This is a genomic window from Thalassotalea loyana (assembly GCF_030161435.1).
GTDB classification, from domain to species: Bacteria; Pseudomonadota; Gammaproteobacteria; order Enterobacterales; family Alteromonadaceae; genus Thalassotalea_G; species Thalassotalea_G loyana.
Window position 1 is genome coordinate 147,716 of sequence record NZ_BSSV01000002.1, and the last position, 22,230, is coordinate 169,945.

Consider the following 22,230-nt stretch of genomic DNA (forward strand, 5'->3'; position numbering starts at 1 on the left):
TTACTGAGGTGAGTTACGTAATAAGTGCTTTGCCCCCTTGGTCGACCAAAGCAAGATTTCATTCAAGAGTTGAAGTGGGTGTGAAGAGAAAAGAACGAAGTAGATTAGTAATCAACATACATCAACTGAAAGAATAATGTCTAGCATTTTTCAAGTAAAACGATAATTCAACCGCTTATTAGTGACTCGATATCTCATGTACTTTATTTTTTAAAGCACTACCAAGGTTTTTCACCTTTCCTTCCCCAACCTCAAAAAAACCAAGTAACCAATTGATATTGTTATATATATTTATTTTAGATAAATAATAGATTTAATTTAGGACGACAAAAATATGCCGTTGTACTGTGGTGACAACAATAACTCAATGGAGAATTTATGTACCGTCGTTTTCTAAGATCTAACGCTATTTGTTTAGCCATATCACTAGCATCATACTCGGGGGGAAGCTCTGCCAATGAACACACACCACCCTTAATGGTAAATATACCAGCTGGTGAATTTTTTATGGGCAGCGAATCAGGTGATGCTAATGCTAAGCCAATGAAAAAGGTTTCAATAGAGGCATTTCAACTAGGGCAATATCCAATTACCGTCACAGAATTTATGCAATTTACTGCGGCAACAGGATATTCACCTTCGCCTACCTGTAACGACCATATTGACGAAAACTGGTTGGGTGGTCATAACTCGGAAGGGACAGCAAGTTGGAAAGACCATCGATATTTAAAAAGCCCATACCAACCCGTTACCTGTATTGAGTTTAAAGACGCACTTGCATACGCTCACTGGATTTCAAAAAAAACTGGGATAAATTACCGACTGCCAACCGAGCAAGAATGGGAGTATGCAGCAAAAGGCAACACGACAAGCAGGTTTTTCTGGGGTGACGATCCATTAATGACACAAGCTTGTTTGTACGGAAACTTTGCTGATCACTCAGGAGAGTATTTTGCTTCTGAACAATACGGTGCAAGTTACAAGGGTTTCATTGAACATGCAAATTGTGATGATGGTGAACCCTATATTTCGATCGTTGGGCTGTACCGTCCAAACCCTTTTGGACTTTACGATATTGTTGGCAATGTCTCGCAATACCTTGCCACATGTTATTACGATGGCTACCGCGAACTGACGCCAGCACAAGCTGACCTTTCACAATGTGACAAAGTATCTCACCGTGGCAATACTTGGCATTTTCCGCCGCAACCTCATCAATCTCGTTCACGTTACGATCGAGAAGGCGCAGGCCCTGGTGCGCTACTTGGATTTCGTTTAGCTAGCGATGGTCATCAAGCCAACAACAACATGGCAAACAATGCGTTAAAAACCGCTTTAAAAACCGCTCAAACAGAACGATTAATAAATAGAAAAAAAATACCTAGCACACCGTCAAAGGTATTTATTATTAAACATGATAAAAATCGAGGCGAACTTCATTGGCAGCCCTCTCACGACAATCGTGTTGTGAGCTACGATATTTATCAGTCGTCAATTGCTCGTGCACATTTGATTGGTCAATATTTCAAACGTACTTTTGATTTATTAACCTCTGTGAATGCCAATCATCATAAAATAGACCTTGAGTTTCCGCCAACAGGCGCAAGTTACCTTGTTGTCGCTCGAACAAAAAACCTGTCTAGTTTACCAAGCAACGCTGTTTCAAGCACAGAACCCCCCATTGTATCAATTCCAGGGCGACTTGAAATGAGTGACCTATCATCAATTAACAATGCCTGGTTGGCACATAGAAAAGCAAATGATACGAAATCCGAATTACATTATATTTCTAAAGTAAACAAATCATTAGAACAGCCTTTGGTTACGGCAGAATTTAAAGTACAGGTAGAGAAGAGTGGTTGGTATCAATTGAATTATCGTGGTAGAAGCTTACAAACAGGGGGATTTTTTAAGGTATGGCAAAACAATGCGCTGTTAGCCAACATAGATTACACCAAAGATATCGACGATAAGGTATCGAAGCGTCATCAATTATATCTTGAAGAAGGCACTCATGATTTGCAGTTGACGATCACAAGGGAGGGCTTTGATTATTGGAGCCTAGTTTGGTTAGACTTTTCGTTCATCCAATCTTAAGTCCCCGCTTCTTAGCCTTGTTAACACGGCGCTTAATTGAGCCGTGTTAAGTACGGCAAGTTAAATTCAAGCAGTACATCTCTATTGATTTTTTTCCAGCGACGCGTCGCATGCTGAGCAATATATTCACTGCACTCATGCACTGCGGGGCTATTTTTTTGTCCTACACTTAAAACCAACAACGCTGCGTCTAATGCATCAATTCTTTCACGGGTTATCAATGCCTCTTGAAATGCCTCAAATGCATATGTTTCAGCCTCCTCAAGTTGTTGTGCATATGCAACTTTGGCTTTTGTTAGCAGTTGAAATGACAACCTTTGCCAAGGCTTTATACTTTGCAACGCTTCTTCCCAAGATTGCTGCTCAATCAGCATATCTCTCACAGACTCAGCCGCAGTGTAAAATCGAGATTCATAAAGTGGTGTATAGGGTTGACGTAAAATATTCTGGTAGCCCGACAGCGCTTTATCTTCGTTGACAGCAGACCAAGCCAGATTATAGGCTAACGCGATATTGTGCACCTTTGGCATCTGATGAAGTTTAATAAGCTCTCTAGCTAAACTCTGCTGAGTATGCATTAAGTCATTTTTCCCCGTTTTTGAAGCCAAAAATGCTTGAATTAAACGGGCATTAACTTCGAGTAATGGCTCTTTTGACGTACGAGCAATACTAGCCGCTTGATTCAATGCATCCATTCCTTGCAAAAACGTTTGATCAACTAAATGTCCCCACGATGACTTTATTAACGCCTCAGCTTCCAAATGCGGGATTGCTAGCATTCTAAAAATAGTGATCGCACGTTCATTATTGCTATTTGCTCTATCCCAATAATCATCTAATTGGTCGATATCCACCAGCGCTAACAACAACAGGCCATGCTGTAGGTTTGAGTTCGTCATATCCTGCTGTTGTTCAGCGATTACCCGAGCACGTTGTAGATCTTTTAATTGAGTTAACAGAATAATTTTCTGGCGAGCTATCAACGTATTCATAAAAGGTTTATCTGATGAGAGTAAAACGAGCTCTGCAATACTTTGATATCGGTCTTGATGTCTAAAGTAGCGGGTTTGAGAAAGTTTAGCTACGAGATAAGATAACTGTTCATAGGCTTCAGCGTATGTTTTGCTCTCAATGTAATCACGCCAACCTCTGTTTTCACCTTGAATATGAAATCTTAATACTCCACCGTCAGGCAAAGGATACCAGCGACTTCCAACAAGCAACTGAGACGAATTTGAAATGGCGGCTTGCCATGCGGTATAAGGCGAATCAAATAATGCTTGCACATCGATATCTGCAAGAACATTTGCTTTCGTTAGGGGTTCGGCCGTATATACATCCTGCTTCTCAACAAGATGAACACTGTGACTCAAATGACTTTCCGACACCTTGATATTTAGCAGTCCTACTGCTGTACCCAATATAGCGATAGCAAAGGCGGTAATAACTACCCATTTATTGATTGATCGCTTTTTTATAAGTGCATGCGTGTTCTTGGTACTAGAGAATTCAACAGGATTCTCGGCGCACTCTTCTGGAGCTTTGGATATGACTTGCTCTAACGGACACTGCCATTGATACCCTCGCTTCGGAAAGGTTTGCAAAACATCGTCGCCTAATGTTGAGCGTAATAGGCTGATATTTTGAAAAACAACCTGTTCTGTGACTACGCGATCTTGCCAAACAGCATCTAAAATGACTTCTTTTGTGAGGATTGTGTCATTATTTTTGATAAAAAATGCCAACAGTTGTAACGCCTTTTCATTCAACTTAACGACACTGCCGTTTTTAACCAGCAGTAACTCCTGGCAATCAAATTCAAATCCTTTAAATCGATACTGCATGCTCAATTCCAAATATTAAAAATATAAAGACAAACAAAAACCTTTTTTACGCCCTTTCACCCTTATGCGTGATGACGAAAGTTATTGCGCCTTGTTTGCGTACTTACAATAAAAAACATAATGGTTTACTCGCAAGTGTATGAGCATATTAAACATTAGATGTCTGTTTTCAACTATTAACTTTAAAACGAAAAAAAGAAACCGAAAGTAGCTTTTGCTTCGATACGTTAGTGCATTAAAACATAGTTATTTGAGTGCTTCACAACTCTCTTTGCATTTCCGTCGGCGTCGTAACTTATTAATGTTTTAGTCTTTTCCTTATTTCCTCAATACAGAGGGACACAGAAATTGGTAAGCTATCATGATAAGGCGTTAATGCAAAAACAGGATTTTCAGGTAATCGCATCCCAGGTAACAACTCAATTACCGTCTGACTTTTCTGTTCAAGGTAAAAATCAGGAATTAAACCAATTCCTGCACCAGCACTAATCATGGAAAAGCAACTGTAAAATGAATTCACTCGACAACCTACGTCTTTTCTCAAGGTAAAAGTATCACCATTATCAGAAGTAAATTTGTGCTCTATTGAGTGTCCCTGCCACTGGTTTGCAATATATGGAAGCGCCAAAATTTCCTCTTTGCTTAGCGGTTTATTACCACAAAGAATATCTCTAAAACCGCCCACTCGTCTTTGTTTTAAATTACTGTCCTTGGAATAACCGACGCGTATAGCTAAATCAATATCCTGCTCCATTAGGTCAACGTACTGATCGTCGCTAATGAGCTCAGGCTTGAGTTTGGGGTATTTCACCATGAGTTTGGCAATTATTGGGGAAATAATGGAGTCCATCAGAACATTAGGTGCTGTTATCCTAATTTTCCCTTGCGGTTCAAGCTGCGAGTCCCCCACTTTTTTCCAGGCGAAATCCGCAATAGCATTGAGCTTTTGACATTCATGATAAAACGCTTTACCTACTTCAGTTAACAGTTGTCTGCGTGTCGTTCGTTTCAATAACACAGTGCCTAGATCTGTCTCTAGCGATTTCAAATGCTGACTAACCACTGATTTTGACAGCGATAACTTGTCAGCTGCAGCGGAAATCGATCCTTCATCAACGATATGGGCAAAAATAGACATCTGCCTTAATTTATTCATCTATTGTTCTAATTAATTAAACTGTACTTTTGATTATTACTGTTTTTCAGGGCAATTGATAGCAGTAGACTTAATCCACGTTTATAAGTTGGATTCAATTGGAGTAAACAATGACTCAAACCGAACTATTAGCCGCTTGCAAAGCGGGCATCAAAGCATGGCAAGAAGCCTTTAATAATGGAGACGCAGAAGGATGCGCTGCACAATATCATGATAGTTGCATTATGCATGCTAAACCTTTTGGCACCTTTGAAGGCAAAAATGCCATTCAAAAATTTTGGCAGGAGATCATCAATCAAGGTTATAAAGAAGTAGCATACACTGATGTCACTTGGGAGCAGGTAGATGACAATAGTTACTTATTGACGTCCAAATGGACGATGAATAAAGCATTCGGCGTTGTGCATAAGGAGCACTGGAAATTAGATGTAAACGGAGTTGCTAAACTAGCCAGTGATGATTTTGAAATACTTGGTGAACGCTAAGTTGCTATGGTAAAAGGCACTATAATGCCTTTTACCTTATCATTAGAGTGAGTTAACAGTGTTACCTTACAGCACTTAACGTTATTAACTATTTTCAGGGTGAAAAATAACTTTCGGTGAAGCCAATTGATAGCGTTCCAAATAACGCGCTATCGTCGTAAAAGAGGCTGTATTAACACTACCCTTATGATCGTTAAGTGATATACCACTAGAGAACATACTTCCCATCGTTAATTTAAAACGGCTAACATGAACTCTTTGTGGTTCAAAATAAGTCTTTGCATTCAGCTTTAGGCGTTTCATATCAGACGTTTGATAAATAGCAGCGTTAATAATATCTAGTGTATGCTCGGTACAATTTTGATATCTCTGATCAAAAGGGTTAGCAACGAGAGAATAGTTAGCATTATGAAGCGTCGCATTTTGTCCCGAGGCGATCACTTCAATAATTTTCGCTTGTAACTCAGGTGTTGGAATAATAATGCCTGCTTTTAATTCATGTGCCCCCCAGAAAAAATCGACAGGATAATCGGTGACCAACGAGCTAGTGTCACTATTTTGTGCACTTTGATACAAGTTGTGAATAGCATACCCCTTCGCCTTTGTACCATCCTCTAAGGTAATTTCTGAATAAACAGCTATCGCAGTATGCGTAAACTCTATTCCTTTAGGTAGTTTATCTTTAGGTTGCCCTATTCGGGCAATAATAAAAGCTCTAGCACCTTTTTTAGCTGCGAACTTTTCCACATCTTTAGCAAACTTGGCGATTTCCTGTGGGTCAAATTTTGCTTCGATATTTTGTTGACTACCGGCATTTACAATACAACTTGTAAACATAAATAAGAAGCTAACTAACAACTTTTTCATTACATTCATCCTGTTTGCAATTTGACAATTAAAGTACCGTTATTACTGCTCTTTCTTCATAGCTTCAGCTGGCGAACGATCAATCGTGATTGTTACTTCGGTAACTTCCAACTCAACTGGCTTTTGTTTCTTTACTGTTTTACTTGTCACAACTTTTGATAAGCCATCGCCTACCTCAACACTTGCTTGGCCTGCGCTAACTGCAACGCTGCCACCAACAATTAGCGGAACAGCAACCACTGCACTTGCTACCTGAGTGCTAGCAATAGAACCATGACCTATTGCTAAAGCAGAATGCTTACTTGCCTGGCTTGCGTGCTCTGAAGAAGGCTCTGAAAACGCGTTAAATGACGTTACTATTACACCTACAAAAATCGTTTTTAATAAAGTATTCATGTTGATTCCTTAACAAATAAATTCGGTATTAACGGTAGTAAGGCGTAGACAATATGTAAACTAAAGCATTTGATGTATTGTTTAAAAGAACCTAAAGTATTAAATATTGATACTTCAAGGGTGAACCATGAGCCAAATCAAACAAATTTCGACCACACTAAAGCGTTTGTTAAAGCAGCACAACGTTACCTATAAAATGATTGCTGAAGCGCTAGAGATGAGTGAAGCTAATATCAAACGAATATTCGCCACTAATAATTTCTCCCTAGAGCGACTCGAGCAAATTTGCCAACTGATCAATTTAACCCTGTCCGACCTTTTTTCATTATCTGAGAAGCAACAGCAACAGCTCACTGAGTTAACCTTGGAGCAAGAACAAGAGCTGATTGAAAACCCGAAACTTTTATTGGTCGCAGTCTGTGTTCGAGACTATTGGACATTCGATGAAATCATTAAACACTACGACATAGATATTCACGAATGCATTCAGTTAATGGCTAAGCTAGATAAAATAAAACTTATTCAGCTATTGCCTAATAACAACTATAAATTACTTATTGCTCAGGACTTTCGTTGGATTAAAAACGGTCCACTTGAACGATTTATGGAAAAAGAAGTGTTAAATCGATTTATGGCGAGCAGTTTTGATGGCGAGCATTGTTTTCGCTTTTATTTACGCGGCAGGTATTCACAAGCATCCATTGGTGTTATCCAGCGCAAACTTAATCAAATAACCAAAGAAGCGGCAGAGCTAAATATTGAAGATAGTAGCTTACCATTGGAACAGCGAATTCATGCAGGGATGTTATTTGCCATGCGCCCTTGGGAGCCATCTTTATTCGAACAATTTAGAAGGCCGATAGCCGAATAAAGGATAAGTTAACAACCAAAAGTTTATTATTAATAAACTTTTGGTGTAATAAACCTACCCTTTCAACAATTGAGTTTACTTATTTACACCATCCCCCAATACTTAAAACCGTTAATTCAACGATTGAACAAACGAACTTTTAAGGAATGATGATGAATAACAAACCAACCAAACCATTTGTAATTACTTGTATTGCCATGTTGATTGCGGGCACTAGTGCTTTTGTTATTGGCTTGATGAATGCAACGATGGAGCTAAATGAGAAAGGGTATTACTTCGCTATTTTGATTTTCGGCTTGTTTTCATTCGTCTCACTTCAAAAAACAGTTCGCGATAAACTGGAAGGACAAACAATTTCGAAAGCTTATAGCATTATGTGTTGGGTATCATCAGCAGCCGCTGTTGCTTTACTCGCCATAGGCTTAGTTAATGCAGATCTGCAGCTAAGTGAAAAAGGGTTCTACGCTATGGCTTACTTACTAAGCGGCTTTGCTGCAATCACAGTGCAAAAGAATGTTCGAGATATTCAAAGCGCTTAGTCGCTAAACTAAATAAAAAAAAGGGAGTAACTTACGTTACTCCCTTTTTTAATCTAATAAACTTTAGTGATTCTCTGACACCAAATTCACGGTATATTTAGGAATCTCAACAACCAAGTCTTCGTCTTCTATAATTGCCTGACAACCAAGGCGAGACTCAGGCTCTAAACCCCACGCTTTATCAAGCATATCGTCTTCTAACTCATCACTCTCTTCTAGTGAGTCAAAACCTTCACGAACAATCATGTGACAGGTAGTACATGCACAAACTTTCTCACACGCATGCTCAACATGAATATCATTTTTAAGTGCTACATCAAGTAAACTCTCGCCTTTTTCAGCTTGTACAACCGCACCGTCTGGGCATAGCTCATCATTTGGTAAAAATATAATTTGTGGCATAGTTTAAATCTCGTCGACTGAATGACCTGAAAGCGCCGTTCTAATAGAAGAATCCATACGACGCTCGGCAAACGTTGCCGTTTGTTGGTTAACTTGTTCTATCGCTGCTTCAATTGCATCAGTATCACTACCTTGGCTAATTGTTGCTAGCTGGCTAATTGCTTGTTTAATGTCCGCAAGCTCTGTTGCAGATAGTAGCTTTGAATCGGCTTCTAGTGCTGATTCAATGGCTTCAATAACTCGTGCTGCTTCAACTTGTTGCTCTTTAAGCATACGTGCTTCGATATCCGCTTTTGCGTTTGACATTGAGTCTTTGAGCATTTGTGCAATTTGAGTCTCTTCAAGACCAAATGATGGTTTTACAACAATCGACGATTCAACGCCTGTTGATTTTTCCATTGCACTCACTTCTAACAAGCCATCAGCATCAACTTTAAAAGTCACGCGAATATGCGCTGCACCAGCAGCCATTGGCGGAATATCGCGTAATTCAAAACGCGCTAAAGAACGACAATCATCAACTAATTCTCGCTCACCTTGCAAAACGTGAATTGCCATCGCCGTTTGACCATCTTTGAATGTGGTAAACTCTTGCGCTTTTGCAACAGGGATTGTGGTATTACGATCGATAACTTTCTCTACCAAACCACCCATTGTTTCTAAACCAAGTGATAAAGGAATGACGTCGAGCAACAACATGTCTGAATCAGGCTTGTTACCAACTAAGACATCAGCTTGAATAGCTGCACCAATGGCAACAACTTTATCTGGGTCAATTGATGTTAACGGGGCTTTCTTAAAGTATTTTTCTACTTCAGCACGCACTAAAGGCACACGCGTTGAACCGCCAACCATGACTACCTCTTCAACCATGTCCGTTGATAAGCCAGCATCTTTTAATGCTCGGCGACATGCACGAAGTGTTTTGGTAACAAGCGATGAAATAAGTGCTTCAAATGTCGCTTTTGAGATTGTTTCTTGCCAATTAGAGCCATTGTCTAACGTTAATTCGACTAGCGCGTCATTTGCATTTGTTAACGCCTCTTTCAGCGCTCTAGCTTGAACAGCTAACTGGCGCTCCATTGATGGAGAAAGCGGACGAGCTAAACCAGCTTTATCGATTAAATGTTCAGCAAGTGCAACATCGAAATCATCACCACCTAGCGCTGAGTCTCCGCCGGTAGCCAAGACCTCAAAGACGCCTTTATTAAGACGTAAAATCGAAATATCAAACGTACCACCACCCAAGTCATAAACAGCAATCACGCCGTCAGTGTGGCCATCATGAGCAGTATCTAATCCATAAGCAACGGCTGCAGCTGTCGGCTCATTCAATAATCGTAAAACATTTAAACCCGCAAGCTTTGCTGCATCTTTTGTACTTTGACGTTGTGCGTCATCAAAATAAGCAGGTACGGTAATAACAACCCCCTCAAGCTCACCACCTAATGATGCTTCAGCACGTGCTGACAGAGTCTTAAGAATCTCGCTAGAAACCTGAACGGGATCAACTTCACCTTTACGCGTAATCAGTGTCGGATGATTTTCCTTGCCCCCAAACTCATAAGGCAGAGACGGGTATTTAGCTTGAATATCACTCAAACCGCGGCCAATTAAACGTTTCGCCGAAACAATCGTATTTTGCGGATCGGCAATACTTTTTGCTTGAGCAGCTGCGCCAACAAGTACTTCATTTTCTTGATAGCTAACAATCGATGGAACAATATCCGTGCCATCAGCATCGGTGAGAGTTTTTGGTAGACCACTTTGAACGCTGGCGACAAGAGAATTAGTTGTACCTAAATCAATCCCGGCAGCTAAACGGTGCTCATGAGGAACAGTACTTTGTCCAGGTTCTGCAATTTGTAATAAGGCCATAATGGGGCTCGGTGTAACAATCTAGTATCAACTACATATCGAAAAGTTGATCTTCAATGCGATCAAGTTCAATTTGTAGTTTTTGGTAAAATTTTAATTTTCGTAAACTTTCAGAAGCAGCAAGATTGTCTTCATCAGTTTGGCTCGCTATTTGTACTTGCATCTCAGTAAATAGCGATTGATATTCACTATCTAATTCTTGGCTAGCAGCAAAAAGTGCATCATCTGGGTCACTCGCGTGCTTGACATCTTCAAGTAACTCACGCAGTTCCATTTGACGCATTAAAAACATGGTGTCTTTAAATGTACTTTGCTCATCTGGCATCTCAACACCACGAAGCTCAAGCATATACTGCGCTCTCGCGAGTGGAACTTTAAGTGTCTGATAAGCATCATTGATCATGGAAGATTTTTGCACCGCTAATAGTTGCTCCTGCTGTGAAGCATGAGCGAACTTATCAGGGTGCATAGATTTTTGAAGGCGTTGAAAAACATCAGCGAGTTGTTTTTCATCAAGGGTAAAACTTGGTGTTAAACCAAATAACTCAAAATAATTCAAGTTAACTCCACGTTTTGGTAAAAGGCTGATTATACGTTGAAACTTTCACCACAACCACACTCGCCTTTTGCGTTAGGGTTGGTGAATTTGAAACCTTCGTTTAATCCTTCTTTGACAAAGTCTAATTCTGTACCTGCAAGATGTACCAAGCTTTTCGCGTCAATAATGATATTTACACCATCAATAGTATAAAGTTCATCATCTTCATTTAACGTATCTACGAACTCTAGTACGTATGCTAAGCCTGAACAGCCTGTGGTCTTGATACCAAGGCGCAAACCAAGGCCTTTACCTCGGTTTGCTAAAAACGTACTAACTCGCTCGTTAGCCGCTGGTGTCATGGTTACTGCCATTGTAGCTTAACCTTTTTGCTTCGCTTGGTAGTCGTCGATTGCTGCTTTGATTGCATCTTCAGCTAAAATTGAACAGTGAATTTTTACTGGAGGTAATGCTAACTCTTCAGCAATCGCTGTGTTCTTAATTTCAGCAGCTTCTTCAATTGACTTGCCTTTAACCCACTCAGTAACAAGTGAACTTGAAGCGATTGCACTACCACAACCATATGTTTTGAATTTTGCGTCTTCAATAATACCTTCGTCGGTAATTTTTAATTGAAGTTTCATTACGTCACCACACGCTGGTGCACCCACCATGCCTGTTGCAACTTGTGGATCGTTTTTATCCATAGAACCAACGTTACGTGGGTTCTCATAGTGATCAATTACTTTTTCGCTGTACGCCATAATATTCTCCTCAATGCACTAATGGATTAGTGCGCTACCCACTCAACTGAATCTAAATCAACACCATCTTGGAACATTTCCCAAAGCGGTGACATTTCACGTAAATGACCGATTGATCTTTGAATTAAGTCAATAGCGTAATCAATTTCTTCTTCAGTCGTGAATCGACCAAAACTAAAACGAATAGAGCTGTGTGCTAACTCATCATTTAAACCTAACGCTCGTAATACATACGAAGGTTCTAAACTTGCAGATGTACATGCAGAACCAGATGAAACGGCTAAATCTTTAAGCGCCATAATTAGCGACTCACCTTCAACAAAGTTGAAGCTAACATTTAAGTTACCTGCATAACGTTTATCAAAGTCACCGTTCACAAATACTTGTTCCATGTCTTTAATGCCGTTCCATAAACGGTCACGCATTGCTGTCACATGAGCTAAATCTTGTGCCATTTCTTCTTTCGCGATACGACATGCTTCACCGAAACCAACGATTTGGTGTGTTGCTAAAGTACCACTGCGCATACCGCGCTCATGGCCACCACCGTGCATTTGCGACTCTAAACGAATACGTGGCTTACGACGCACGTACAATGCACCAATACCTTTTGGACCATACATTTTGTGTGCTGAAATCGAAAGTAAGTCGACTTTCGTTGCTTGTACGTCTACTGGAATCTTGCCAACAGATTGTGCAGCGTCAACGTGAAATACGATTTTGCGACTACGACATAATTCGCCAATCTCATTGATGTCTTGAATAACACCGATTTCATTGTTCAAATGCATGATAGAAACAAGTACTGTGTCATCGCGCATCGCCGCTTCAAGCTTAGTTAAATCAATTAAGCCGTTCGCTTCTGGGTCTAAATACGTTACTTCAAAACCTTGGCGCTCTAATTCACGACAAGTGTCTAACACTGCTTTATGTTCAGTTTTGCAGGTAATAATGTGCTTACCTTTTTTACTGTAAAAGTTAGCTGCGCCTTTGATTGCTAAGTTGTCTGATTCAGTAGCACCTGACGTAATAACTATTTCACGTGGATCTGCATTGATAAGATCTGCAATTTGGTTACGTGCAATATCAACCGCTTCTTCTGCTTGCCAACCAAACTTATGAGAACGAGAAGCTGGGTTTCCATAAAAACCGTCGGTGGTCATATACTGCATCATTTTTTCGGCAACGCGTTTGTCAACAGGCGTGGTTGCTGAATAATCAAGATAAATAGGAAGCTTCATTGACTAACTTTCTCCAAACTAATTTCACGCAGGTTTAATTACCAGTTGTGAATAATATTTTTTGTTTCAATTACCGACTTATGTGAGTTTTCTTGCATTTGCTCATGCTGCTCATCTTGACGTTTTGAAACAGATTTAACATCTCTTTGTTCTACGAGCTCTGACAAAGTGATGCCTTGTAAAAATTCTTCGATTCGATTGCTTAAATCAGACCATAATGTGTGTGTTAAGCATTGGTGACCTCCTTGGCAGTTACCTTGGCCTAAACACTTAGTAGCATCTACGCTTTCATCAACCGCACTGATCACATCAGCGACAGCAATTTGTGCTGAGCATTTTCCTAATTTATATCCACCGCCAGGGCCTCTGACGCTGTTAACTAATCCGTGTTTTCTTAAACGCGAAAACAACTGTTCTAAGTAGGAAAGTGAGATTCCTTGGCGTTCAGATATATCCGCCAAAGGCACAGGCCCAGAGGACGCGTGGATAGCGACATCAAGCATGGCTGTAACGGCGTAACGCCCTTTAGAAGTCAGTTTCATAATTTGCCTTTAGTAAATTGCCGCGCAATTATATATATCCTAGTAAATTAGTCAAACAAATACCCGAGTTATTTACTCAGGTATTTTAGAGATGAAATTATGAAAGGTCAATACTTGACTAAATTAATCAAGTATTATTTTTTGGCATATTATATTTGAGGATCAAATTCATCAACAATGCTTTGACGTCGCTTCGCGGCTTGCTTCTCATCTTCAACAAACTCGCCGACTCTAAGCTCCGGTAAAGCTTCTGGACACACATCACCACCCAAACGGTTAACTTCCTCACATAAAGATGCGACTTTATTGTCCATTAAATGCATGTGATCAAGCATGCGTCCTATCGCTTTCGCAACCGGATCTGGGTTATCGGCTGACACTGCGTATGCATCAAAACCAAATTTCTCAGCGGCTTGCTCACGCTGTTTGGTTTGCTTGTCTTTGTTTGGATTGACAATCTTCCCTGGTATACCTACGGCCGTCATATTATCAGGAACATCTTTTACAACAACCGAGTTAGAACCCACTTTACCGCCCTTACCAATAGTAATAGGGCCAAGTACTTGAGCACCTGCGCCAATGACTACGTTATCCATTAAGGTCGGATGGCGTTTACCCGCTTTCCATGAAGTACCACCTAATGTTACCCCTTGGTATAGCGTCACATCATCACCAATTTCTGCAGTACCACCGATCACGACGCCCATACCATGGTCTATGAAAAATCGACGGCCAATCGTTGCCCCAGGATGAATTTCAACACCTGTTAGCCAGCGAGCGATAGTCGAAAACGTTCTCGCTAACCACTTTAAGTCCCATTTCCAGAGTTTATGACTTAGTCTATGAACCCATACGGCATGTAAACCAGGATAATTGGTTAATACTTCAAATACCGTTCTTGCAGCGGGATCTCTATCAAAGACACTATTAATATCTTCTTTGATACGACTAAACATATTTTTTCCTTAAGGGACTATAACCCTACTATTGTTCGTTTTTCTTCGCAGCTTTTTCAACTGACGCTAAAATGCCACGCATCATTTTTACTTCTTTGACATCTGGGCGAGCACGATTCAAGAAGCGACGTAATTTGGTCATAACAAGGCCAGGGTGGCTAGGGACAATAAATCCGGTTGCTTTTAACGCTTGTTCAAAGTGTTCAAACATGCGTTCAGTCTCTTCGACAACCGGGTACTCGACCTCATCATTGTTCTCATTTTTATATTGCGCATTCTCTTGAGCTAAAAATGCCATACGTACTTCATAACTTAATGTTTGTACTGCCATTGCTAAATTCAAGGAGCTATATTCTGGGTTCGCTGGAATTTGCACGTGAAAATGACATAGCTGTAATTCTTCGTTTGTTAAACCAGAACTTTCACGACCAAATACCAACGCTACAGGGTACTTCGGCGCTTCTTCTATCATTTTTTCACCGCAGTTACGTGGCTCTAACATAGGCCATGGCAACGTACGTGAACGTGCACTCGTACCAACAACTAAACCACAATCTTTTACGGCTTCTTCTAATGTATCAACAACCGTTAAATCTGCTAATACGTCTGTAGCTCCAGCGGCTAAAGCTTGTGCCTGACCATTTGGCATTTCTATTGGATCAACTAAAACTAGGTTTTTCAACCCCATAGTTTTCATTGCGCGAGCTGCGCTACCAATATTACGACAATCAGAAGTGTTTACTAAAACGATGCGAACTGAATCTAATAATGAATTTGACATTTATAACTATCTAGATGGCTAAACTTAATTAGCATTTTACCACAGAACCTTAACGCTGTTGTGAAAAAATATCAGCCTTTTTACCTCTCTTTTACTATGGCGATTCATTCTGAATTAGTTGATTTACTTATAAGACAACATTGCTAACGTCAAAAAACCTACCAACTGGTTACAAAATGATGGTCGATTATCTAAATTCTTTCTGCTACAATGCGCGCCGCTTTCGCTGCTAAAGATATTTTAGGGCGTTATTGCGTTGTTCTTTTACATGCTGTTTTACAAATTTTATAGGTGATTATATGCATCCGATGCTAAATATTGCTGTACGTGCTGCGCGCGCTGCAGGAAATGTGATTGTTCGTGCTTTCGAACAACAGGACAAAGTTGAAGTAACGTCAAAAGGCTTAAATGACTTTGTTACAAACGTTGATAAAGCAGCTGAAGAAGCGATTATCGAAATTATCAAAAAAGCATACCCTACTCATTCAATTGTGAGTGAAGAATGTGGTGTTGTTGAAGGTGATGATAATGATTACCAATGGATCATCGACCCACTCGATGGTACGACAAACTTTGTAAAAGGCATCCCTCATTTTGCGGTTTCAATCGCGCTTAAAGTAAAAGGCAAATTAGACCAAGCCGTTGTATTCGATCCAATTCGTGGTGAGCTTTTCACTGCAAGTCGTGGTAAAGGCGCTCAGCTTAACGGTTTTAGAATCCGAGTGAAGAACTCAAAAGAATTAACCGGTTCAATTGTTGCAACTGGCTTCCCATTCAAGCAAAAATTCCATTTAGACAATTACATGGAAATGTTTAAAACAATGTTCAGCAAATGTGCCGACATGCGACGCGCAGGTTCAGCGGCATTAGATTTAGCTTACGTCGCATCAGGTCGTGTTGATGGCTACTTTGAGTTAGGTTTAAAGCCATGGGATACAGCTGCTGGCGAATTATTAGTTATTGAAGCTGGTGGCTTGGTAACAGACGTAAATGGTGGTTTAACACACGCTCAATCTGGCAACATCGTAGCAAGTAGCGCAAAAGTATTGAAAGAAATGGTATCGGATATTCGTCCACACCTAACAGATGCAATGAAAAAATAATCTGTGAACAGTTACTAATAAAAAAGGGAGCAGAATGCTCCCTTTTTTATTTTCCTTTACTATTGCTACTACCGAACCAATAATAGCTCTGTTTGCCGACCATCAAAATAACGTATACCAGACTTATCAAAATAAGCATCCTCTTCTAGCATGATACGAATCTCTTTCTGCCAGGCATTAATATAAATAGCGTTGTTTAATTCAATTGAATAAGCTGTGTTGTAATGAAGCGGGTAATCTCCAGTGCCGACTACACCGCTTTGTTTATCCCACATCCCAATCGTTGTGCCTGCGCCATGGCCATGAAACCCTAAAGGGTGGGTGTAAATAGTTGGCTTTAAGCCTTTTGCCTTTGCATTAGCTAACGAGGCTTTTAGCACTGCGTTACCCGTGCGCTCTTTTTCAAATTCACCCGTTAGAATATCTTGTAATACATTGGCTTTTTGCAGCGCATTTATCAAATAATTTGGTGCTTTAGTCTCGCCCTCTTTCAGTACATAGGCGTGTTGCTGAGTATCTGTATTCATTCTTAAATAAGTTAACCCAAAATCAACATGCAACAAATCACCAGGTTGAATGACTTGATCACCATAGCCATTTGTAAAACTATCTTCATGATCGAACTTAACCTTGTCGCTTCGCTGGATTGATACTGAAGGATGAAACCATGTTTGCAGATTTAACGATAATACTTTTTCTCTAAACCACCATTGCAAATCTTGCGTCGTAGTTTCGCCCACGGTAATTGTCTGGCTTGAAAAGCCTTCAGCAATGATATCATGTGCTTTAGCAACCAACTCATCGAGTATTTTTACTTCTGGAGCGATACGCGTTTCAAGCCACGCGATCGCTAACGGCTCAGCACTGACTAATTTATGGTGGTAAAGCTGCGGTAATGCCTCAATAAACTCACGTTTGTCGGTAACATTCAGGCCATCGGCATGCCCCCAGTGCTCCGATTCATTCAGTGCGATATTACGAGGTTTATAGTGCTCAATAATGTCAACGAGCGCTTGCCATTGATTCGGTTGAGCTTTTTTATCCCAGGCTCGTTCAAACGTGTTTCCCACTTTATAAGGTGCAATCGCTAGTGCTTTGACACCATCATTTGGCGTATTAATAAAGGCAAGTATTGTTCTACGCCTTGCTGAATGCCACGTTGCGGGAAGTATGGTTTTTATAACGGGATCTTCATTATACTCTCGTGAGATAATCAGCCACATATCTACACCGTGCTCTGTCATTAGAGACGGTAACAATGCCTTAATTCGCTGCTCGGTTATACTATCGATCACCTGCGCTCGTTCCCGTAGTGGCAGAGGTTGCCAATTAGCCAGCGCTTCAAAACTCGTTACAGCAACAAGAAATAAGACAAAAAGGTTTTTTTTATTCCATGCAAGCATGATTACTCCCAAACTATTTTTATGAATTAAGATTATCAAGCAAAGAAAAAACACGCTACAACCAATACGTTAACTCACTGTAAAACTTTTATCATGTATTACATTAAAGAATAAATAGTGCTTTTTAGAAAAGATATGGTTATATTAACCATAGAGTAAAGATTCTAAATAGATGCAAAAGGTACAGAGAGATGAAAAGCTTACCCAGCGCTCAGCACAAACAGGCGTTTACTGCCGGTGAAGTTGCCCTAGTAGGCGCTGGCCCTGGTGACGTTGACTTACTAACCTTACAGGCCTTTCGGTTTATTTCACAAGCCGAGGTGGTAATTTATGATCGACTTGTGAGCGATGAGATCATGGCACTGGTACCTGAACATTGTGAACGTGTTTATGTGGGTAAGAAGCAAGCCGAACACCGTGTACCGCAGCAAGGTATCAACCAATTGCTCGTTGACCATGCACAACAAAATAAACGTGTTGTCCGCTTAAAAGGCGGCGATCCATTTGTCTTTGGACGTGGTGGTGAAGAGGCACAGTTTTGCTTAGCTAACAACGTAGCGGTTCATATTGTCCCAGGAATGACCGCAGCTTCTGCCTGCTCTAGTTATGTCGGTATTCCACTGACACACCGTAAAGTCGCTCGATCATGTACCTTTATCACTGGCCATGTTCAAGAAAATGGTGAACTGGATTTACCTTGGCATACGTTAAATGACAAACAACAGACGGTTGTTTTTTATATGGGCGTAAAAAGCTTACCCATTATTGTCGATCAACTGACCAAAGCTGGTCGCGATATCACGACGCCAGCCGCTTTAATCAGAAAAGGTACGCAACCAGACCAACAAGTCTTTAAAGGTACGCTAGAAAACCTTGAGTCTCTCGTCATCGAGCATAATGTAAAACCACCAACATTAATTATGATCGGCGATGTTGTTAATACCTTTGAACCAGAACAGCTAACAGGACTTGGCTACCTAACCCCTTAATTTATCAATAATCCTATACTTTGTTTTGCTTGTTAGTACGATGCTTGTTTTTGGGTTTTGACGAATATTTCTTTGAGCGATCCCCAGTCTTCTTGCCGTCGCTGCGACTATTCGCTTTCCCATCTTTGGAGTGGGATTGCTTACCCGCACCATCTCTAGGCTTACGGTGACGGGAAGTTGAATCCGCTTTTTTCTTCTTCGGTTCTGAGTCTGTTTTATTTTCTCGCGTTGCATCTTTCGAAATCTTTGGCTTTTTAGGTTTCTTCGGCTTCTTCTTTTTGTATGGTTTTATTGCTCTTGATTCAGGTAATGGATTGTGGGGAATAAAACCAGGAATTTCACGGCGCTCAATATGCTGTTGAATGACATATTCGATATCTTGCAATTGATCTAGCTCGTCTGCACTAACAAGCGATATGGCTTGGCCATCAACGCCTGCACGGCCTGTGCGACCGATTCGATGAACATAGTCCTCTTGAACATTTGGCAAGTCAAAATTCACAACAATAGGAAGTTGCGTAATATCGATACCACGAGAGGCAATATCGGTTGCCACTAATACTTGGATCGTTTTATCTTTGAATGCTTGAAGTGCTCTATTTCGAGCGCCCTGACTTTTATTACCATGAATTGCTAGCGCTTCAATCTCGTTTGCCTCTAAAAACCTCACTAATCGATTGGCACCATGTTTTGTTCGACTAAACACCAATATTTGTGACCAATTTTCATGTTTGATCAAATGTGCAAGTAACGCTGGCTTTTTCTTTTTATCTGTTGGCACAAGCCAATGTTCAATCGTCGAAGCAGTCGTATTTTCAGGTGTTACAGAAATTTCAGTTGGTTTGACAACAACGCCTTTAGCGAGCTCTTTAATTTCAGGAGAGAACGTTGCCGAAAATAATAACGTTTGTCGCTGTTGTGGCAATAATTTAATGATTTTTCGAATATCTCGAATAAACCCCATATCAAGCATACGGTCTGCTTCGTCCAAGACCAAGGTATTAAGCTCATCAAACTTAACGGCGTTTTGCTCAAATAAATCGAGTAAACGGCCAGGCGTGGCAACCAAAATGTCAACACCTGCTCTAAGTCTCATCATTTGTGGATTAATCTTAACTCCACCGTACACCACAGTACTTGTTACGTTTAAGTGTTTAGCATAGGTTTCAACATTTTCACCAACTTGAGCAGCCAATTCACGCGTAGGTGTAAGTACTAAAACTTTTACTCGGTTATGAGTGACACGCGCGTCATTACTTGAATGAAGCTGTTCCAAGATAGGCAGCACAAAACTGGCCGTTTTTCCTGTACCTGTTTGTGCCGCAGCCATTAAGTCTTTACCAAGCAAAACCTTAGGGATAGCTTTTTCTTGGATTGGCGAAGGACTGGTATAACCTTTTTCTTCAACCGCTTTTAAAATTTCTGGTGATAAATTAAGGGAAGAAAAAGTCATTTAAAGCCTCAAGCAGATACAAATAAAGCTATTAAGGCTCAAATAATAGCCCATTTAGCAAAAGGGCGTGAAGAATACGTGAAGGGGCTTATATGTGCAAGCAATTAATCAAGATGACTATTGAGCCAATTTTTGGCGTCTTCTATATCGTCAAAGACTTCGTTTTTTAGACCAGCACTCGTATACACTTTTTGCATTTGTTTCGCGGTTGTTGTGGCATACTGGCTATGTGTAAGATTTACCGCAATCGCTCGCGCAGTTCCCTTACGCACATGCTCTTCGTGGTACTGTAATGCATCAGGCAGAGCTAATGTATCACCACGCATAATAAGTAAAATCGCGAAGTTTTTATAGTTAGCATTTGCCATGACAAAATTGACCAAGTCGGCATGCATCTCTTTAAAAAACTCTAGATTAAACGGTCCCTTGGCATCGATAATGACAATATTATCGTCGATCGCGTAATGGCATAAACCATGGACAGGAAAATAGCTATTCAACTCTGTAAACTCAAGTACAACCTCAGTGGTTATTATAGTGTCATTTCAAGACATAAAAAAGGGCCAATAATTGGCCCTTTAAAACTTAAATGGAATAAAACCTAGCGATTAGTCATTTAACATTGCTAGCTTTTCTTGATATCCCTGCTCTTTCTTAACATATCGGTGCCATTGCTTCGCCATTTTTTCAGCTGACTTAATACCTTGAGCTTGCTCAAAAGCAGTCAATGACTTGTCAAACTGTTGCAAATTGAAATGAGCCATTCCTAACACCAGTAACATGTTACCTTCGTTATCTAGCTTGCCACGGGCAATCGCCTTGTTTGCATAATCAACTGCTGCTTGCCATTTCTCTGTATTCAAATACGTTTGTGCAAGTTGAGCGTCGAACTTGCCATGTTCGGCGATTTCCGATGCTTTTTTCAGTACTGGAATTGCTTTTTCATCTTCTCTGGCTTGAATGTAAGCTTGAGAAATAAGCAGGTAATGCTTTTCTTCAGGTACAACCGTTCCCATCGCAATAGCATCATCTAAGACTTTTGCCGCTTTATATGGAAGTTGCTGGTACAAATACAATTGCGCCAGCATCACAATATCACCAGGTTTAGTGATATAACCTGCTTGCCACGCGGTTTCCATTGCACCAAGTTGTTTTTTCTCTTGACCAATTTCACCGTACATACCTGCCAACTGAATCCAGTATTGAGGCTTTTCATAAAGCTTAACAAGCTTTTCGATTACCTGTGTGACGTTTTCTGGTTGCTTGAGCTCGTAATAAGCAGCACGCTGCAAAATCAACCAATGCTCCTTTGGCAGTTCATTTTTTGCTTCAGCCATGTCAACTGCATTGTTGATATGCTCGATGCTTTCACCAAACTGTTTATTTTGGTAATAAACTTGTGCAAACAAAATGTGTTGATTCGCCACCAGTGGTTTGTTGTTGGCTTTCTGCCATTGATTTAAAAAATCGAGGGATTTTGCGTAGTCTTGGCTCTGCATAGCAAGTTGAGCTAAAGAATATAAAGTCGCTACTCGTAATGTCTCAGGGATAGCGTCCTGTGCTACAACATTTTCGAAACTCTTTATCGCATTTGGCACATCTTCCTGTGCGTAATACATAAAGCCATAAAAGTTCCAAAGCATTGCTTTTTCATAACTATTTAAGCTATTTATTTTCTTTTTTACTTCATCAAGTACTTCAAAACCGGCCGCTTTGTCACCATTGTCACTTAACTTTTGCGCACGAGCTAACTGAGTGTATACGCGGTCGCGCATTGCAGGAACTTTAGTCGTCGCTTTTGTTGATTCCGCGAATGCTACAGCACCGAAATGGCCTTCGAAAACAGTAAAGTTCGCAACGGCAGGAGCTACGAATAACGCTCCTGCAATAACACTTTTAATCATTAGACTTTTCATCATATGCTC

General features: G+C 40.4%; 23 protein-coding genes. 6 read left to right on the forward strand and 17 right to left on the reverse strand.

Going from position 1 to position 22,230, the window contains the following annotated elements; translation table 11 throughout:
* The first annotated feature begins 378 nt into the window (after nucleotides 1-378).
* A complete protein-coding gene (locus QQK05_RS05785) occupies nucleotides 379-2,097 on the forward strand; it encodes an SUMF1/EgtB/PvdO family nonheme iron enzyme (protein ID WP_284296603.1) in 1,719 nt (572 codons plus the stop codon).
* 32 nt (nucleotides 2,098-2,129) lie between these two features.
* Here QQK05_RS05785 and QQK05_RS05790 read toward each other — a convergent pair whose 3' ends face one another.
* Both QQK05_RS05790 and QQK05_RS05795 read right to left on the reverse strand, forming a co-directional pair.
* The gene (locus tag QQK05_RS05790; RefSeq protein WP_284296604.1) at nucleotides 2,130-3,941 is read right to left on the reverse strand and encodes a transcriptional regulator; all 1,812 of its coding nucleotides are present in this window, start codon (nucleotides 3,939-3,941) and stop codon (nucleotides 2,130-2,132) included.
* Nucleotides 3,942-4,239: 298 nt separating this feature from the next.
* The gene (locus QQK05_RS05795; RefSeq protein ID WP_284296605.1) at nucleotides 4,240-5,097 is read right to left on the reverse strand and encodes a LysR family transcriptional regulator; all 858 of its coding nucleotides are present in this window, start codon (nucleotides 5,095-5,097) and stop codon (nucleotides 4,240-4,242) included.
* A 110-nt stretch (nucleotides 5,098-5,207) separates the two neighbouring features.
* On the opposite strand from QQK05_RS05795, the gene QQK05_RS05800 reads away from it, so the two are divergent.
* Entirely contained in the window at nucleotides 5,208-5,582 is a 375-nt protein-coding gene (locus QQK05_RS05800; protein ID WP_284296606.1) for a YybH family protein, read from the forward strand.
* A gap of 84 nt (nucleotides 5,583-5,666) precedes the next feature.
* On the opposite strand, the gene QQK05_RS05805 is transcribed toward QQK05_RS05800, so the two are convergent.
* Both QQK05_RS05805 and QQK05_RS05810 read right to left on the reverse strand, forming a co-directional pair.
* Entirely contained in the window at nucleotides 5,667-6,449 is a 783-nt protein-coding gene (locus tag QQK05_RS05805; RefSeq protein WP_284296607.1) for a DUF2145 domain-containing protein, read from the reverse strand.
* Between the two features lie 42 nt (nucleotides 6,450-6,491).
* Nucleotides 6,492-6,845, reverse strand: a complete 354-nt coding sequence (locus tag QQK05_RS05810) for a hypothetical protein (protein ID WP_284296608.1) — start codon at nucleotides 6,843-6,845, stop codon at nucleotides 6,492-6,494.
* A 127-nt stretch (nucleotides 6,846-6,972) separates the two neighbouring features.
* Between QQK05_RS05810 and QQK05_RS05815 the strand changes: the two genes are divergently transcribed.
* Both QQK05_RS05815 and yiaA read left to right on the forward strand, forming a co-directional pair.
* Nucleotides 6,973-7,716: a helix-turn-helix domain-containing protein gene (locus QQK05_RS05815; RefSeq protein ID WP_284296609.1), complete on the forward strand. Its 744-nt coding sequence runs from the start codon at nucleotides 6,973-6,975 to the stop codon at nucleotides 7,714-7,716.
* A 146-nt stretch (nucleotides 7,717-7,862) separates the two neighbouring features.
* Nucleotides 7,863-8,255 carry an inner membrane protein YiaA gene (yiaA, locus tag QQK05_RS05820; RefSeq protein WP_284296610.1) on the forward strand — a complete coding sequence of 131 codons (393 nt, stop codon included), beginning with the start codon at nucleotides 7,863-7,865 and terminating at the stop codon, nucleotides 8,253-8,255.
* A 63-nt stretch (nucleotides 8,256-8,318) separates the two neighbouring features.
* Here yiaA and fdx read toward each other — a convergent pair whose 3' ends face one another.
* The 9 genes from fdx to trmJ form a co-directional block, all read right to left on the reverse strand.
* Nucleotides 8,319-8,657 (reverse strand): ISC system 2Fe-2S type ferredoxin, encoded by a 339-nt coding sequence (gene fdx / locus QQK05_RS05825; protein WP_284296612.1) that lies wholly within the window; start codon nucleotides 8,655-8,657, stop codon nucleotides 8,319-8,321.
* Between the two features lie 3 nt (nucleotides 8,658-8,660).
* Nucleotides 8,661-10,535 (reverse strand): Fe-S protein assembly chaperone HscA, encoded by a 1,875-nt coding sequence (gene hscA, locus QQK05_RS05830; RefSeq protein WP_284296613.1) that lies wholly within the window; start codon nucleotides 10,533-10,535, stop codon nucleotides 8,661-8,663.
* Between the two features lie 31 nt (nucleotides 10,536-10,566).
* Entirely contained in the window at nucleotides 10,567-11,094 is a 528-nt protein-coding gene (gene hscB, locus QQK05_RS05835; RefSeq protein ID WP_284296614.1) for a co-chaperone HscB, read from the reverse strand.
* Between the two features lie 29 nt (nucleotides 11,095-11,123).
* Entirely contained in the window at nucleotides 11,124-11,447 is a 324-nt protein-coding gene (iscA, locus tag QQK05_RS05840) for an iron-sulfur cluster assembly protein IscA (RefSeq protein WP_284296615.1), read from the reverse strand.
* Nucleotides 11,448-11,453: 6 nt separating this feature from the next.
* Nucleotides 11,454-11,837, reverse strand: coding sequence for a Fe-S cluster assembly scaffold IscU (gene iscU, locus QQK05_RS05845; protein ID WP_284296616.1), 384 nt, complete (start codon nucleotides 11,835-11,837; stop codon nucleotides 11,454-11,456).
* Nucleotides 11,838-11,863: 26 nt separating this feature from the next.
* Entirely contained in the window at nucleotides 11,864-13,078 is a 1,215-nt protein-coding gene (locus QQK05_RS05850; protein ID WP_284296617.1) for an IscS subfamily cysteine desulfurase, read from the reverse strand.
* Nucleotides 13,079-13,116: 38 nt separating this feature from the next.
* The gene (gene iscR, locus QQK05_RS05855) at nucleotides 13,117-13,620 is read right to left on the reverse strand and encodes a Fe-S cluster assembly transcriptional regulator IscR (protein ID WP_284296618.1); all 504 of its coding nucleotides are present in this window, start codon (nucleotides 13,618-13,620) and stop codon (nucleotides 13,117-13,119) included.
* Between the two features lie 149 nt (nucleotides 13,621-13,769).
* Nucleotides 13,770-14,576, reverse strand: a complete 807-nt coding sequence (gene cysE, locus QQK05_RS05860; protein ID WP_284296619.1) for a serine O-acetyltransferase — start codon at nucleotides 14,574-14,576, stop codon at nucleotides 13,770-13,772.
* A gap of 28 nt (nucleotides 14,577-14,604) precedes the next feature.
* Nucleotides 14,605-15,357 carry a tRNA (cytosine(32)/uridine(32)-2'-O)-methyltransferase TrmJ gene (trmJ, locus tag QQK05_RS05865; RefSeq protein ID WP_284296620.1) on the reverse strand — a complete coding sequence of 251 codons (753 nt, stop codon included), beginning with the start codon at nucleotides 15,355-15,357 and terminating at the stop codon, nucleotides 14,605-14,607.
* Nucleotides 15,358-15,656: 299 nt separating this feature from the next.
* Between trmJ and suhB the strand changes: the two genes are divergently transcribed.
* Nucleotides 15,657-16,460, forward strand: a complete 804-nt coding sequence (suhB, locus tag QQK05_RS05870; protein ID WP_284296621.1) for an inositol-1-monophosphatase — start codon at nucleotides 15,657-15,659, stop codon at nucleotides 16,458-16,460.
* A 68-nt stretch (nucleotides 16,461-16,528) separates the two neighbouring features.
* Here suhB and QQK05_RS05875 read toward each other — a convergent pair whose 3' ends face one another.
* On the reverse strand, nucleotides 16,529-17,863 hold the full coding sequence (locus QQK05_RS05875) for a M24 family metallopeptidase (RefSeq protein ID WP_284296622.1): 1,335 nt from the start codon (nucleotides 17,861-17,863) through the stop codon (nucleotides 16,529-16,531).
* Between the two features lie 191 nt (nucleotides 17,864-18,054).
* On the opposite strand from QQK05_RS05875, the gene cobA reads away from it, so the two are divergent.
* Nucleotides 18,055-18,852, forward strand: a complete 798-nt coding sequence (cobA, locus tag QQK05_RS05880; RefSeq protein WP_284296623.1) for a uroporphyrinogen-III C-methyltransferase — start codon at nucleotides 18,055-18,057, stop codon at nucleotides 18,850-18,852.
* A gap of 13 nt (nucleotides 18,853-18,865) precedes the next feature.
* Here cobA and QQK05_RS05885 read toward each other — a convergent pair whose 3' ends face one another.
* The 3 genes from QQK05_RS05885 to QQK05_RS05895 form a co-directional block, all read right to left on the reverse strand.
* A complete protein-coding gene (locus QQK05_RS05885) occupies nucleotides 18,866-20,305 on the reverse strand; it encodes a DEAD/DEAH box helicase (protein WP_284296624.1) in 1,440 nt (479 codons plus the stop codon).
* 104 nt (nucleotides 20,306-20,409) lie between these two features.
* Nucleotides 20,410-20,805 carry a hypothetical protein gene (locus QQK05_RS05890; protein ID WP_284296625.1) on the reverse strand — a complete coding sequence of 132 codons (396 nt, stop codon included), beginning with the start codon at nucleotides 20,803-20,805 and terminating at the stop codon, nucleotides 20,410-20,412.
* A 108-nt stretch (nucleotides 20,806-20,913) separates the two neighbouring features.
* The gene (locus tag QQK05_RS05895) at nucleotides 20,914-22,224 is read right to left on the reverse strand and encodes a tetratricopeptide repeat protein (RefSeq protein WP_284296626.1); all 1,311 of its coding nucleotides are present in this window, start codon (nucleotides 22,222-22,224) and stop codon (nucleotides 20,914-20,916) included.
* Nucleotides 22,225-22,230 lie beyond the last annotated feature (6 nt).

Bases quoted from the DNA above. Each gene is read 5' to 3' on its own strand.
- QQK05_RS05785 (WP_284296603.1), top strand. From the start codon at position 379: ATGTACCGTCGTTTTCTAAGATCTAACGCTATTTGTTTAGCCATATCA.
- QQK05_RS05790 (WP_284296604.1), bottom strand. From the start codon at position 3,941: ATGCAGTATCGATTTAAAGGATTTGAATTTGATTGCCAGGAGTTACTG.
- QQK05_RS05795 (WP_284296605.1), bottom strand. From the start codon at position 5,097: ATGAATAAATTAAGGCAGATGTCTATTTTTGCCCATATCGTTGATGAA.
- QQK05_RS05800 (WP_284296606.1), top strand. From the start codon at position 5,208: ATGACTCAAACCGAACTATTAGCCGCTTGCAAAGCGGGCATCAAAGCA.
- QQK05_RS05805 (WP_284296607.1), bottom strand. From the start codon at position 6,449: ATGAAAAAGTTGTTAGTTAGCTTCTTATTTATGTTTACAAGTTGTATT.
- QQK05_RS05810 (WP_284296608.1), bottom strand. From the start codon at position 6,845: ATGAATACTTTATTAAAAACGATTTTTGTAGGTGTAATAGTAACGTCA.
- QQK05_RS05815 (WP_284296609.1), top strand. From the start codon at position 6,973: ATGAGCCAAATCAAACAAATTTCGACCACACTAAAGCGTTTGTTAAAG.
- yiaA (WP_284296610.1), top strand. From the start codon at position 7,863: ATGATGATGAATAACAAACCAACCAAACCATTTGTAATTACTTGTATT.
- fdx (WP_284296612.1), bottom strand. From the start codon at position 8,657: ATGCCACAAATTATATTTTTACCAAATGATGAGCTATGCCCAGACGGT.
- hscA (WP_284296613.1), bottom strand. From the start codon at position 10,535: ATGGCCTTATTACAAATTGCAGAACCTGGACAAAGTACTGTTCCTCAT.
- iscA (WP_284296615.1), bottom strand. From the start codon at position 11,447: ATGGCAGTAACCATGACACCAGCGGCTAACGAGCGAGTTAGTACGTTT.
- iscU (WP_284296616.1), bottom strand. From the start codon at position 11,837: ATGGCGTACAGCGAAAAAGTAATTGATCACTATGAGAACCCACGTAAC.
- QQK05_RS05850 (WP_284296617.1), bottom strand. From the start codon at position 13,078: ATGAAGCTTCCTATTTATCTTGATTATTCAGCAACCACGCCTGTTGAC.
- iscR (WP_284296618.1), bottom strand. From the start codon at position 13,620: ATGAAACTGACTTCTAAAGGGCGTTACGCCGTTACAGCCATGCTTGAT.
- cysE (WP_284296619.1), bottom strand. From the start codon at position 14,576: ATGTTTAGTCGTATCAAAGAAGATATTAATAGTGTCTTTGATAGAGAT.
- trmJ (WP_284296620.1), bottom strand. From the start codon at position 15,357: ATGTCAAATTCATTATTAGATTCAGTTCGCATCGTTTTAGTAAACACT.
- suhB (WP_284296621.1), top strand. From the start codon at position 15,657: ATGCATCCGATGCTAAATATTGCTGTACGTGCTGCGCGCGCTGCAGGA.
- QQK05_RS05875 (WP_284296622.1), bottom strand. From the start codon at position 17,863: ATGCTTGCATGGAATAAAAAAAACCTTTTTGTCTTATTTCTTGTTGCT.
- cobA (WP_284296623.1), top strand. From the start codon at position 18,055: ATGAAAAGCTTACCCAGCGCTCAGCACAAACAGGCGTTTACTGCCGGT.
- QQK05_RS05885 (WP_284296624.1), bottom strand. From the start codon at position 20,305: ATGACTTTTTCTTCCCTTAATTTATCACCAGAAATTTTAAAAGCGGTT.
- QQK05_RS05895 (WP_284296626.1), bottom strand. From the start codon at position 22,224: ATGATGAAAAGTCTAATGATTAAAAGTGTTATTGCAGGAGCGTTATTC.